The following is a 13,094-nucleotide window of genomic DNA, read 5'->3' on the forward strand; positions in this document are numbered from 1 at the left end:
TGTTTAACCCACCCCTAACCCCTCCGAGGAGGGGATTTTACTCGTGCATGTAATTCCCCTCCTCGGAGGGGTTAGGGGTGGGTTATCTATAATAGTCTGGAGCTCATAAACGCTGCATTTCACAACTTCTATTAATTTAACAACTTCTATTAATTTAAAGACTAGCTTCTGTAGTTTTCAAATTCTCGTCGAAGTACTGTGTTACCTTACGCATCAGGTGCACGCGATCTTTGCCTCTAACATTATGCGGGTGGCCCGGATAAACAAAGTAATCCAGCAAAATGCCTTTGTCTACAGCGGTTTTAAGGTACTGCAGGCTGTGCTGCCATACTACCACATCGTCTACAGTGCCGTGGATCATCAGCAGTTTCCCTTTCAGGTTTTGCACATGGTTTAGCAGATTGGCTTTTTCATAGCCCTCTGGGTTTTGCTCCGGAGAATCCATGTAGCGCTCTGTGTACATTACTTCGTAGTACTTCCAATCGATAACCGGACCACCGGCTACACCAACTTTAAACACATCCGGAGTGCGGGTCATCAATGAAGTAGTCATAAAACCACCGTAGCTCCAGCCATGCACGCCCATGCGGTTGGCATCCACGTAAGGCAATGATTTTAGGTATTCTACACCTTTCAGTTGGTCTGCTACTTCCGGTGTGCCCATCTGGCGGAACATTGCCTGCTCGAAAGCCAGACCTCTGTTCCCTGACCCACGGGAATCAAGGGTGAACACAACATAACCTTTCTGCGCCATCAGGTGCATCCAAAGGTTTGCTCCGCCTAGCCAGTTATTTGTAACCAGCTGCACATGCGGCCCACCGTACACATACACTACTACTGGGTACTTTTTGCTTTTGTCCATGTTCGGAGGCGTGATCATGCGGCCATAAAGGTCGGTGCCATCTTCTGCCTTCACCGTTACCATGGTTGTTTCGCCTAAGTTATAGTCTGTAAGCGGGTTTTTAGCAGTTAGAAGGATTTGCGCTACTTTACCGTTGCTGGCAAGTATAGTAATCCTGCGTGGTGTATCCTGGCTGCTGAAGTTATCGATGATATACTTTCCGGTTGGGCTAAGGCTGGCGTTATGCGTGCCTTTTTCCTGGGAGATGCGCTTGCTCTTGCCGTTGTTCAGGTTAACGCTGTAAATGTGGCGCTCCAGCGGACTTTCGGCAGTAGAAGTAAAGTATAACTCGTCACCTTTCTGGTTAAAGCCAAGTATATCGGTAACCATCCAGTTACCTTTGGTTAGTGTGCGGATTTCCTTGCCGTTGGTGTCGTACAAGTATAAATGGTCGAAGCCAGTGCGTTCGCTAACACGTACAAACTGGTTAGCTTTGCCTGGTACAAAGTATAAGCCGTGCTCCGGCTCCACATACTTGTCGTGTTTCTCTTCCAGCAGTGTTTTCACAAAATTTCCCGTTGCAGCCTCATACTGGTTCAGCTTCATGTGGTTCTGGTCACGGTCAACTACAGCAACGTATAGTTGCTTGCCGTCCGGGCTCCATGTAATGTTGGTCAGGTATTGCTCGGCCGGCTCACCGGTTTTCAGGTAGGTAGTGGCTTTGGTGTCGAGGTTATAAATGCCTACTGTTACGTGGTGGCTCTTGCCGCCTGCCATTGGGTATTTAATGGCATTTTGCTTTGCTGGCAACGGGGCAACATCTACCAGCGGGTAGTCTGTCACCATGCTTTGGTCCATGCGGTAAAAAGCCAGCTGCTTACCGTTAGGTGCCCAGAACGTGCCTTTTGTAATGCCAAACTCGGAGCGGTGTGCTGCCTGGCCGTTTACAATGCCTTCGTTGGCCTCTCTGGTAACAGCTACATCCGGCGCACCCGGAGCAGATACAAACAAGTTGTTGCCTTTGGTATAAGCCACACGCTGCAGGGTAGGGTCCAGTTCAGCGTTCTCAGCCTCTGAAGTATAGGTTGCTACAGCTGTTGCTTTGCCGGTATTCAGGTTGTAATGGTAAACGGTGTTCTGGGTGTTTAATACCATGGTGTTAGCATCGACCCACTGCATTGCCGGAAAGCCGTTCAGCTTTTTAGCTCCTGCTGCCTCTAAAGCGCTGCTCAGTTTGCTTAGCGTAAGTGCCTCGCTTTGCTTGCCTGTACCGGCGTTGCCACGAATCAGTGCCTGCTCGCCATTGCTTTGCTTGATAAAAGTATAATCCTCTGTTCCGGCCGCCCAATTAAGCTGGCGCAGGTTCTCAGGCTGAAGCACCGGGTTAATGATGGCGTCTTCCATGGTCAGCATTTTATTCTGGGCCTGCAACTGCATAGAGGCAGCCACGAACGCAAGTATAAAAGCCAGACCTTTAAAATGGTTAGATAATGTCATTTAGCTTATGTATGATTTGTTCTGTTTAATCGATATGCAAGAAAGCACGAATAAGCTTACAGAGCAAAAACTGAGCCTTTTATGGTAGACCAAAATATCCTGATTTAACTTGCGGTTAAAGGAATCATAGCCCCGCCGGAATTGTTTAAACTTATGCCTTTTACTGAGTATAACATTAGCCGGCAGAAACGGTTTATACTTAGGGTATTGCTTCGTTTAGTGCTTTGTATTTCGTAATTTTGTGCTATGAATTGGGAGACAGATATTTTACATAAAGAAGATTTTGACGTTGCCTTGCTGGAGGAAACAACCGACCTGCGCAACCTGGTAGTTTACAACGATGACGTGAACACATTTGACCATGTGATCGAAACACTCATTAAAGTATGCGGCCATACGGCTGAGCAGGCAGAGCAATGCACCATGCTGATCCATTATAAAGGCAAATGCACGGTAAAAGTAGGCTCTTTTGAAGAGTTGAAAGGCATGTGTACTTCGCTGCACCAGAAAGACCTGTCGGCGGACATAGAATAGTTTAGGAGGTTAGATGAATTTTCCGTCGAAGTTGATTGAGAATGCCGTGGAGGAGCTGGCAAAGCTGCCCGGTATTGGAAGAAAAACGGCGCTGCGCCTGGCACTGCACTTGTTAAAAGAGGAGTCTGAAGAAAGCTTTTCGCTGGCTGAAGCCCTGGTGAAGATGCGCACAGAAGTAAAGCACTGCAAAACGTGCCATAACATCTCTGATACCGAGATCTGCAGCATTTGCTCTAACCCTTTACGCGACAGAAACCTGCTTTGTGTGGTGAGTGATATCCGTGATGTGATCGCTATCGAGAATACCTCGCAGTATAAAGGTCTGTACCATGTTTTGGGTGGTGTTATTTCGCCGATAGAAGGCATTGGCCCGTCAGACCTGCACATCGATTCGCTGCTGGAGCGTTTGCCAAATTCAGAGGTAAAGGAGTTGCTGCTTGCCATTAGCCCAACCATGGAAGGCGATACCACCGCTTTCTACCTTACCCGAAAACTCCGCGACCATAACATACGCATTACCACTATTGCACGCGGTGTGCCGGTAGGAGGTGAGCTGGAGTACACTGATGAAATTACCCTTGGCCGAAGTATAGTGGAAAGGACTGTTTACGGTAAAGTATAAAGTATAAAAATAGTGTTGATAAAGCCCCTGCTGTAAAGCGGGGGCTTTTTTGTTTTCAGCGCCGTATCCAACCACCCCTAGCCCCTCCTTATCCAAGGCGGGGAATTTTTACTTACTGCTTCATCTTTCATCACAATAGCAACTGTTCTTCTCCTTTGTCATCCTGAAAGGATCTTGGTAGAAGGGAGGTTAAGCACCAGCTACACAGTTTAAACCTCTGCAAGAGTAGTAGCATAGTTCCCCGCCTTGGATAAGGAGGGGCAGGGGTGGTTGGACACGGGGCTGCAGATTTGGGGACAAGGATGTCCCCTGCAGATGGGTTCCGGACAAGGAAGTCCAAAACAGCTAAGATTATGAAAATTATACTTTTGTCAAGTATTAGCTCCTTCCCCTGTTTTGGGGGTAGGGGCCCTCTTTAAAAGGGGAGGGCAGGGGGAGGTAACAAACCTTCAGCTGTTTTTCTGGAAAGTGTGTGGCATTATGAGTAAATTGCCGGCTTAATTACAATTACTTATGCACGAACTCGAAGAGGCGAAAGCCATACTTTCAGATAGAATCTCTGCTTTGTCAGAATCACAGACAATTGCCATGGCTAAAAAAGCCCGTGAACTGGCTGCACAGGGATATGATGTGATCAACTTAAGTTTTGGCGAACCTGACTTTCAGACGCCGCAATATATTAAAGATGCTGCCAAACAGGCCATCGACGAAGGCTTTACCTTTTACACACCTGTTGCCGGTTACCCGGAGCTGCGTCAGGAAATAGCTAAAAAATTTAAGCGCGACAATAACCTGGATTTTGCTCCGGAGAATATTGTGGTATCGACAGGTGCCAAGCAAAGTATAGCCAATGCGGTACTGTGCCTTACAAACCCTGGCGATGAGGTGATCATTTTCTCGCCTTACTGGGTATCTTATGAAGAGATCGTAAAGCTGGCAGAAGGTACGCCGGTGCCATTGATGGGCCGCCTGGAAAACGACTACAAAGTAACGGGCGAGCAATTGGAGCAAGCTATTACATCTAATACCAAACTTATCATGTACTCGTCGCCATGCAACCCGACCGGCGCTGTATTTAGCGAGGAAGAACTGCTGGAAATTGCGAAGGTGATCGAAAAGTATCCGAATATTTATGTAATAGCCGACGAGATCTACGAGTACATCAACTTCGAAGGCAGGCATGCAAGTATGGCCAGCATTGAGTCGGTGCGTGATCGCGTAATTACCATCAATGGCTTCTCGAAAGGCTATGCCATGACGGGATGGCGCGTGGGTTACCTGGCTGCCAATAAAGAAATTGCCGCTGCCTGCGATAAAATGCAGAGCCAGATAACTTCCGGTACCTGTTCTATTGCCCAGAAAGCCGCTACTGCTGCCCTTAAAGGTGGCAATGCATCGTCGCTGGAGATGACGGAGGCTTATCGTCGTCGCCGTAGCCTGGTGCTGGACCTGATGCAGGACATCCCGGGATTCCAAACCTATGTGCCAGCAGGTGCTTTCTACATATTCCCGGAAATCAGTTCATACTTTGGTAAGAGCTATAATGGTAAAGTAATTAACTCTGCACTGGACCTGAGTATGTTTATACTTACAGATGCACATGTGGCAGTGGTAAGCGGCGAGGCTTTTGGCGCTCCGCAATGTATCCGTTTCTCTTACGCCACTTCCGACGATAAACTGGTAGAAGCACTTCGCCGCATTAAAAACAGCCTGGCTAAACTTCAGTAATGGATCAGATCAATAGTATAGAAGAACTGTTCGCTGCTTTTGATAAGCTAACAGTTTTAATTGTGGGGGATGTGATGATCGACTCTTACCTGTGGGGTAAGTCTACGCGCATTTCGCCGGAGGCACCGGTGCCAATTGTAAACGTGGTGAAGCGTGAAAAGCGATTGGGTGGTGCTGCCAACGTAGCCCTTAACATACAGGCTTTGGGTGCCACACCATTGCTTTGCTCTGTTATCGGCGACGACCAGGATGGAGCAGATTACCTGCGTTTGATGGAAGACAAAGGCCTTTCTACGGAAGGTATCGTGCAGAGCCCGGAGCGTGTAACCACCATCAAACACCGCATTATTGCCGGAGCACAACAACTGTTGCGCGTAGACTCCGAAATAGAACTTAACCTGGTTGAGCACGAAGAACGCCACCTGGAGGAGCGTTTTGTGCAGCTGCTGGAGAAAGCCGATGTGATTATTTTCGAGGATTACGACAAAGGTGTTTTTTCAAAAGAGAACATTCAGCGCTTTATAGAGCTGGCCAACGAACAACGTATACCCAGCGTGGTAGACCCTAAAAAGAAGAACTTCCTGAGCTACATAGGCTGCACGCTGTTCAAGCCAAACCTAAAAGAATTGCGCGAAGGCCTTAAAGTAGACTTTGCTGACGAAAACCTGCATGCCTTTGAAGAGGCGGTAGCTACTTTGCAAAAAGGCCTGCAAACAGAACAAGTACTGGTGACCTTATCAGAGAGAGGAGTATTTATTGCAGACGGCGGCGAGAAAACATACATCGAGGCACACCGCAGGTCCATTTCTGACGTATCAGGAGCTGGTGATACAGTAATAAGTATAGCAGCACTTTGCATGGCGCTTGGTACATCTCCACAGTTTTTGGCCGGCTTGAGTAACCTGGGTGGTGGCCTGGTGTGTGAGCAGGTAGGTGTAGTGCCTGTAAATAAACAGCGTCTGTTCGAAGAAGCCAAACACTTCGGACTTTTCGAAAAACATGAATACCGAAACGCTTAATCGTGTACTTTACGGAAGTAAGCTAACAGCCTACGCCATTATGCGCCGCAGCACCTATGTGCTGTCGGTGCTGGCAGTAGTGCTTTTGATTATTGCGCATGGTGTAGTAGAGAGCCCGTTGCGGCTGCAGATGCTATTTTATGCAATCGACGTCATTTTTGCAGTCTTTGTCATCATCTACTTTCTCCGTATACTTTACACCTTCGAGCGTGTCAAGTTTCTGAAACGTACATGGTTCGAGGGCATACTTATGGGCGTTATTCTGGTAAACCAAGTGGGTACGTACTTACTTGGTTTTCCGGTTGTTTATAACATATTCGAAGGTATAGGTATACCGCTTTCAGTTGAGTTTTACCGGGTGCTGGTGTCGCTATACATGCTGGTGCTGCTTATAATTGAACTGCTCGAAACAAAAGTGCACCTTAAAACCCTGCAGCTAAAACCTTCCATCACCTTCATTTTAAGTTTTTTGTTGCTTATCTCGATAGGCACAGCTCTTTTCATGCTGCCCAAAATGACCAATGCCCCGGAGGGTATGCGTTTCATTGATGCCCTGTTTATGGCAACAAGTGCATCGTGTATTACTGGTCTTGTAGTGGTAGACCCAGGTACGTACTTTACTTTTTCGGGGCAAGTTGTGCTGCTGATATTGGTACAGCTAGGCGGGTTAGGAGTGATGACTTTCGCTACTTTTTTTGCCTCTCTCATGCGCCAAGGTATTAGTATAAAGCACCACATAGCACTGCATGAGGTAATGGATAGCGAATCGCTTTTCTCAACTAAAGGGCTGCTGCGAAAACTAATCATACTTACTCTTTCTATTGAGCTGATCGCAGTCTTTTTGGTTTTTATGTCGTGGGGGGCAGAGGCTAAATTTGAGAGCTTGAGTCATAAAATATTTTACTCTGTATTTCATGCTATCACGGGCTTTACCAATGCAGGCTTTTCCCTTTACCCCGAAGGGTTGTATACAGAGCCGATCCGATACTCGTATGCGCTGCACTTAATCATGGTAGCACTTATCCTGCTTGGCGGTATCGGTTTCCCTACTTTACTGGATGTTTTCTCTCCGAGATCTATGCGCCGGCGCTTAAATGCACCCTGGAAGAACTGGAAGTTATTGTCCAGGGTAACTATTTATACTTCAGCGGCACTTGTAGCCTTCGGAACCATTATATTTTTTCTGTTGGAGTACTACAACTCTTTGTCGCACCTGAGCTTTGCTGAGGCATTGGTTGCTTCAATTTTTCAATCTGTTACTACGCGCTCTTCAGGGTTTAATACAGTGGATATGTCTAGTCTGGCTTCCCCTACATTGCTGCTACTCATGTTCCTGATGTTTATCGGTGCTTCGCCGGGATCTATGGGGGGAGGTATTAAAACGACTACTTTTACAGTGATCATCATTTCAGTAATAGCCACCATCCGGAATAAGCGCAACATCGAGATTGCCAATCGTACAATACCTGCTGCGGTTTCGTATAAAGCTTTCGCTGTTTTTACATTCGCAGCGCTCATCAACCTTATCTTTATATTCCTGCTTTCTATAACCGATTCCCAATTCGATTTTATCAGGTTGGCATTTGAGCAAGTGTCTGCATTTGGTACAGTTGGTCTTAGTACAGGTATTACGGCTGGTTTATCGGATATGGGTAAACTGTTGATCTTATCCTCGATGTACATTGGCAGGGTAGGTACACTTACAGTAGCCGTAGCCCTTAGCTCACGTGCCTATACTACGGCATACAAATATCCGGCTACGCACCTGGCAATAGGTTAAAAGTTCTTGATAATAAATGGGTAAAAAGAACAAACTTTCAAAATTCGAAAGTTACCTTTGCAGGTCTGTTATAGCACTACAATGCCCTGATGCAGGCAAATCAGATTGTTAAAGAAATGAATACAGAAACACTAAACAGGGTGCTATATGGCAGTAAGCTTAGAGCTTACGCTATCATGCGCCGCACCACCTATGTGCTGTCGGTGTTAGCGGTGGGCCTTCTGATATACGCGCATGGAGTAGTAGAAAGCCCGGTAAGGCTGCAAAATTTGTACTATGCCATAGATGCTATACTTGCCATATTCGTCATTATCTACTTCCTGCGCATACTTTATGCTTTTGAGCGAGGTAAGTTTCTGAAGCGGACCTGGTTCGAAGGAATTTTAATGGCCGTTGTGTTTATAAACCAAATAGGTACCTATTTTCTAGATACACCTGTGGTTTACAATGTATTTGAAGGCATAGGCATACCGCTTTCAGTAGAACTTTATAGGGTTATAGTGTCGCTGTACATGCTGTTACTGCTGGTGGTCGAACTGTTAGAAACCAAGGTTCACTTAAAGGCTGTGCAGCTAAAGCCTTCTATCACGTTTCTGCTCAGTTTTATTTTTCTTGTATTAGTTGGCACCGGGCTTTTAATGCTGCCCAAGATGACCAATGCCCCGGAGGGTATGCGTTTCATTGATGCCCTATTTATGGCAACAAGTGCATCGTGTGTAACAGGGCTTGCAGTTGTAGACCCAGGTACGTACTTCACTTTCTCAGGTCAGGTGGTGCTGTTGTTGCTGATACAGATGGGAGGATTGGGTATACTTACCTTTGCTACATTCTTTGCCTCGCTGATGCGACAGGGGGTGGGGGTAAAGCAACACGTAGCTATGCATGAACTGCTCGAAAGCGAGTCTTTATACTCTACTAAAGGGCTGCTGCAGAAGCTTATTTTCCTGACTTTTTCTATAGAAGCAATTGGCGCTGTTATCGTTTTTGCGACGTGGGGGCCGGCTGCGGAATTTCAAAATTTAGGAAGCAAGATATTCTATTCAGTTTTCCATGCAGTGTCTGCGTTCTGCAACGCTGGGTTTTCGTTGTACCCGGAAGGATTATATACGGAGCCGGTGCGGTTTGCCTACGTAATGCACATGACTATTGCCATGCTCATAATATTTGGTGGCATCGGTTTCCCGACTATATTGGATGTATTATCGCCAAAAGCCATGCGCGAACGCTTAAACTCGCCCTGGAAAAACTGGAAAATGCTTTCTCGCATTACAATTTATACTTCAGCGGCTCTTATACTGCTGGGTACAGTTGGGTTTTTCCTGCTGGAGTACTACAACACACTCTCAGGGCTGAATTTTGCAGAGGCGGTGGTCACGTCATTTTTTCAGTCGGTAACAACGAGAACTGCTGGCTTTAACTCTGTAGATATTTCTGCGCTGAATGTACCAACCTTAATGATGTTCATCTTCCTGATGTTTATCGGTGCTTCACCGGGATCTACAGGAGGAGGTGTCAAGACGACTACCTTTGTAGTTATACTTGTTTCAGTAATAGCTACTATCCGGAATAAGCGCAATATTGAGATCGGCCATCGTACTATTCCGCACTATGTATCATACAAGGCTTTTACCATTTTTACCTTTGCGGCTATACTTAACATCTTCTTTATTTTTGTGCTAACTATAACAGATGCACAGTTTGACATTATGCGACTGGCTTTTGAACAAGTATCTGCGTTTGCGACAGTTGGCTTAAGTACAGGTATAACAGCCGGTTTCTCGGATGCAGGTAAAATGGTGCTGATCCTATCTATGTATATTGGCAGAGTTGGAACGCTTACTTTAGCACTTGCCTTAAGCACAAGAGCAACCTCCACCAACTACAGATATCCGGCTACACACCTGGCAGTTGGTTAATATTTGCCAATTAGCACATAAACACCAAAGCCATACTAAATAACAGTATGGCTTTGGTGTTTATGTGCAGTACATTAAATGGTCGAGCTGGATCGAGCCGAACATTTAGTTATTTCGTGAGGCTAAATGCTAAGGAGGCGATCAAAGCTAAATTGTCCTTTACTGGTCTGCCTTCCCTTTCGAAAACTCTATTCTGGCTTTTGAGCCATCGGGCCTCTACTCTGCAAAGTATGTTTTGATAAGGGGCGTAGTCTAAATTAACAGATGTACCGCTGGTTTTAAAGTTGGCAGATCCAGGCAGAGATATGATTACACCATTCGGGTCAGAATAATATTCAGCTCTTACTGCCGCCGCCCAATAGTCGTTTAGGGCGTAGCGGGCAATTACTACAGGGCTAAACCAGGTCTCGTATGAGCTGCTGCCCTTATACTTTTGTTGTGCGCCAATGTCAAAACCGGTGATGAGTGTAAGTTTTTTATTGATGTAAAACTGCCCGTAAAAATTATTGAAATAGCGCATACGACGGGTACTGTCTGGGGCGTCGGTGCCAACAAAGGTACTCCAGTTTAAAGTATAGCTATCGCTTTGTGTATAATTAACTTGGGTGCCAAAAGAGGGTAACGAATTGCCGGGCACACGCTTTATTCTCTGCCAGCCATTGCAGATCAGTGCAGCAAGTGTCCAGTTATCGTTGGGTGTATACGTTAGCTTAGCCCCTGAAAGAAAGTATGGCGAATTTTCAGCCACCAGGGAGCGTGTCAGGGTTGGATTATGGATTGAGATGGCGCTTTCGAAACCAATATGCGATCCAAATATGCCTGCGTCCAGCCAAAGGGTTTTAGGCTGGTTAAGGGCAATGCCGGCATTTGCCTCAAACACATGCTGCATCACCTCCTCTTCCTGGGCATAGTTATCTGTTGCATAAGTGCCAACCTGCAATGCAATATTGCCACGGTAGCTCTCATGTATAACAGATGCTTTAATAAGGCCTAGGTTTAGATTAAATTCATTGTGCCTGTTATGGTTATATAGAAAAGGCTGTCGGAAGTTTTCGGTAGGCCCGTTAAAATCATAGGCATAAAAAATATCCGCAAATCCTGAAATAGAAATCTCAGGACCTGCGGATACTGCTGTACTGTCTGATTGGCCAAGAGCCGGGTAACTTAAAAGCAGCGTTAAGGCAAGCCAAATTCCTGTTGCTTTTAGTGATTTGTCCGTGGCACCTCTATATCCCAATCATCTAAGATTTAATAATTAACCTTTCAGAACGCTGCTGTACTCCTTTACCGTCTGTATAAAGCATTTTACTTTCTCAGGGTCGGTGTCTGGGTAAACACCGTGGCCAAGGTTGGCAATGTGGCGGTATGGGCCAAATTCCTTTAGCATGTTTTTGGTTTCGCGCTCAATGGTTTCAAAAGAACTGTACAGCAAGCATGGGTCCATGTTACCTTGCAGGGTTTTGTTAGGTCCAATCTCTTGGCGCGACTTGGCTATTTCCATGTTCCAGTCCAAGCCGATGGTTTCGCAGTTCAGTTTGCTGAAGTCTTCCAGGGCAAAGAAAGCGCCTTTGGCAAAAACAGTAACAGGAACTTCGTTGATCGCGTCGCAGATCTCAGAAATATAAGGCAAGGCAAACTCACGGTAATGCGCCGGCGAAAGTATACCTGCCCATGAATCGAATATCTGGATCAGGTTGGCGCCTGCCTCTACCTGTGCTTTTAAGTAAGCAATGGTGGTATCGGTGATCATGCGCAGCAGCTGGTGTGCTAAACGTGGGTTAGTATACAACATACCACGTGCATGAGAGAACGTTTTAGAACCACTTCCCTCTACCATGTAGGCAAGTATGGTCCAGGGGGCACCTGCAAAACCAATAAGCGGAACACGTCCGTTCAAGGCTCTTTTTGTTACTTTAATTGCCTCCAGCACATAGTTTAAATGCTCGTGCGGGTCTGCAACACGCAGGGTTTTCAGATCTTCTTCGGTGCGGATGGTTTTCGGGAACAGCGGGCCGCGCTTCTCTATCATCTCGTACGTACATCCCATGGCCTCTGGTACTACCAGTATATCTGAAAAGATAATGGCAGCATCCACATCCAGGATGTCTACGGGCTGTATGGTAACTTCGGCAGCAAACTCCGGGGTTTCTACCAGTTCCTTAAAGCCACTCAGGCTATTGCGTACTGCTCTGTATTCCGGTAAAATACGCCCTGCCTGGCGCATAAGCCAAACCGGGGTGCGCTCTACTACCTCACCCTTGGCCGCTCTGATAAGAAGATCGTTTTTTAATTGCATGGTGCAAAGATAAGTTAAAATTGCCGATTGTCAGAAGGTGATTGTTATCATCAATCTATAAGATACATACCGGTTTTTAACGTTGTTTTGCCTAAAGCCGATACAAGACTTTTAGTTAAGTAGAGAAAGTATGCCTGTGGATGTAAGGTTTACCCCGATGGACAGCACAATAAAACCCATGATGCGCGATAAAGCAGAAAGGCCCGACTTGCCCATATACGCAACAAGCTGGTGCGAAAAAACAAGTATAATAAACGAGACAGCAGCAACAAGTAATATCGAAAGTATAGTTAGTCCTAAGTTAGTATAGGAAAGACTGCCGGAGTACAAGCCTATACTTACTGCGATTGATCCAGGACCTGAGAGCATGGGCATGGCCAGTGGCGTAAACGAAATATCTTCTTTCTGCAGACCTTCCCGCAACACTCCCTTCGATACTTTTTTGCCACGGTGCGCTTTGCTGGTCAGGAGTTCAAAACCGGCTTTCATGATCATAAGTCCGCCTGCGATGCGGATATCTGATAACCTGATGCCAAAAAAGTTTAGTACATACTGACCGGCAAGGAAAAACACTGCCAGAATACCTACCATGTACAAACATGCCTTTAGTGCCTGCTGGTTACGGCTGACAGGGGTGTCGTCGTGGGTTAGGGTAAGAAAAACTGGCATGGCGCCAAAGGGGTTTACCACGGTAAAAAGTGCCGTAAATGTGGCGAGTAAGATTTCCATAGTTTTAGGTTGTACTCGCCTGCAAAAGTATAGTCCTGTTGTTATGTGTGGGTTAAGTTGCTGTTGTGGATTGGTTAATTGTTTAAGGTTAAACTGTCATCTCGACCCTTGGGAGAAATCTTTATAGAATTC

At 46.1% G+C, this 13,094-nt stretch carries 10 protein-coding genes; 6 read left to right on the forward strand and 4 right to left on the reverse strand.

All coding sequences use genetic code 11. The features are described 5' to 3' along the window. Positions 1 to 154: 154 nt before the first annotated feature. Complete coding sequence (locus tag WG943_RS05310) at positions 155 to 2,338, reverse strand: S9 family peptidase (protein ID WP_340407264.1); 2,184 nt, start codon at positions 2,336 to 2,338, stop codon at positions 155 to 157. 246 nt (positions 2,339 to 2,584) lie between these two features. On the opposite strand from WG943_RS05310, the gene WG943_RS05315 reads away from it, so the two are divergent. The 6 genes from WG943_RS05315 to WG943_RS05340 all read left to right on the forward strand — a co-directional run bounded on the left by WG943_RS05315 (position 2,585) and on the right by WG943_RS05340 (position 9,937). Then, positions 2,585 to 2,872 carry an ATP-dependent Clp protease adaptor ClpS gene (locus tag WG943_RS05315; RefSeq protein WP_219878835.1) on the forward strand — a complete coding sequence of 96 codons (288 nt, stop codon included), beginning with the start codon at positions 2,585 to 2,587 and terminating at the stop codon, positions 2,870 to 2,872. A gap of 13 nt (positions 2,873 to 2,885) precedes the next feature. Further along, on the forward strand, positions 2,886 to 3,494 hold the full coding sequence (gene recR / locus WG943_RS05320; RefSeq protein WP_340407265.1) for a recombination mediator RecR: 609 nt from the start codon (positions 2,886 to 2,888) through the stop codon (positions 3,492 to 3,494). Between the two features lie 513 nt (positions 3,495 to 4,007). After that, positions 4,008 to 5,222 carry a pyridoxal phosphate-dependent aminotransferase gene (locus WG943_RS05325; protein WP_340407267.1) on the forward strand — a complete coding sequence of 405 codons (1,215 nt, stop codon included), beginning with the start codon at positions 4,008 to 4,010 and terminating at the stop codon, positions 5,220 to 5,222. Beyond that, a complete protein-coding gene (locus WG943_RS05330; RefSeq protein WP_340407269.1) occupies positions 5,222 to 6,241 on the forward strand; it encodes a bifunctional heptose 7-phosphate kinase/heptose 1-phosphate adenyltransferase in 1,020 nt (339 codons plus the stop codon). The genes WG943_RS05325 and WG943_RS05330 overlap by 1 nt, the downstream gene beginning before the upstream one ends. Further along, positions 6,222 to 8,021 carry a TrkH family potassium uptake protein gene (locus WG943_RS05335; RefSeq protein WP_340407270.1) on the forward strand — a complete coding sequence of 600 codons (1,800 nt, stop codon included), beginning with the start codon at positions 6,222 to 6,224 and terminating at the stop codon, positions 8,019 to 8,021. Before WG943_RS05330 ends, WG943_RS05335 begins: the two co-directional genes overlap by 20 nt. A 116-nt stretch (positions 8,022 to 8,137) precedes the next feature. Beyond that, entirely contained in the window at positions 8,138 to 9,937 is a 1,800-nt protein-coding gene (locus WG943_RS05340; protein ID WP_340407272.1) for a TrkH family potassium uptake protein, read from the forward strand. A 109-nt stretch (positions 9,938 to 10,046) separates the two neighbouring features. Here the strand turns inward: WG943_RS05340 and WG943_RS05345 are convergent, their stop codons facing one another. The 3 genes from WG943_RS05345 to WG943_RS05355 form a co-directional block, all read right to left on the reverse strand. Beyond that, entirely contained in the window at positions 10,047 to 11,174 is a 1,128-nt protein-coding gene (locus WG943_RS05345) for a porin (RefSeq protein WP_340407274.1), read from the reverse strand. 18 nt (positions 11,175 to 11,192) lie between these two features. After that, positions 11,193 to 12,233, reverse strand: a complete 1,041-nt coding sequence (hemE, locus tag WG943_RS05350) for a uroporphyrinogen decarboxylase (protein ID WP_340407276.1) — start codon at positions 12,231 to 12,233, stop codon at positions 11,193 to 11,195. Between the two features lie 111 nt (positions 12,234 to 12,344). After that, complete coding sequence (locus WG943_RS05355; RefSeq protein ID WP_340407278.1) at positions 12,345 to 12,962, reverse strand: MarC family protein; 618 nt, start codon at positions 12,960 to 12,962, stop codon at positions 12,345 to 12,347. Positions 12,963 to 13,094: the final 132 nt, after the last annotated feature.

The sequence above is a fragment of the Pontibacter sp. H249 genome, from assembly GCF_037892465.1.
Lineage (GTDB): Bacteria > Bacteroidota > Bacteroidia > Cytophagales > Hymenobacteraceae > Pontibacter.

Coding starts and splice junctions, on each gene's coding strand:
- WG943_RS05310 (WP_340407264.1), bottom strand. CDS start 2,338: ATGACATTATCTAACCATTTTAAAGGTCTGGCTTTTATACTTGCGTTC.
- WG943_RS05315 (WP_219878835.1), top strand. CDS start 2,585: ATGAATTGGGAGACAGATATTTTACATAAAGAAGATTTTGACGTTGCC.
- recR (WP_340407265.1), top strand. CDS start 2,886: ATGAATTTTCCGTCGAAGTTGATTGAGAATGCCGTGGAGGAGCTGGCA.
- WG943_RS05325 (WP_340407267.1), top strand. CDS start 4,008: ATGCACGAACTCGAAGAGGCGAAAGCCATACTTTCAGATAGAATCTCT.
- WG943_RS05330 (WP_340407269.1), top strand. CDS start 5,222: ATGGATCAGATCAATAGTATAGAAGAACTGTTCGCTGCTTTTGATAAG.
- WG943_RS05335 (WP_340407270.1), top strand. CDS start 6,222: ATGAATACCGAAACGCTTAATCGTGTACTTTACGGAAGTAAGCTAACA.
- WG943_RS05340 (WP_340407272.1), top strand. CDS start 8,138: ATGAATACAGAAACACTAAACAGGGTGCTATATGGCAGTAAGCTTAGA.
- hemE (WP_340407276.1), bottom strand. CDS start 12,233: ATGCAATTAAAAAACGATCTTCTTATCAGAGCGGCCAAGGGTGAGGTA.
- WG943_RS05355 (WP_340407278.1), bottom strand. CDS start 12,962: ATGGAAATCTTACTCGCCACATTTACGGCACTTTTTACCGTGGTAAAC.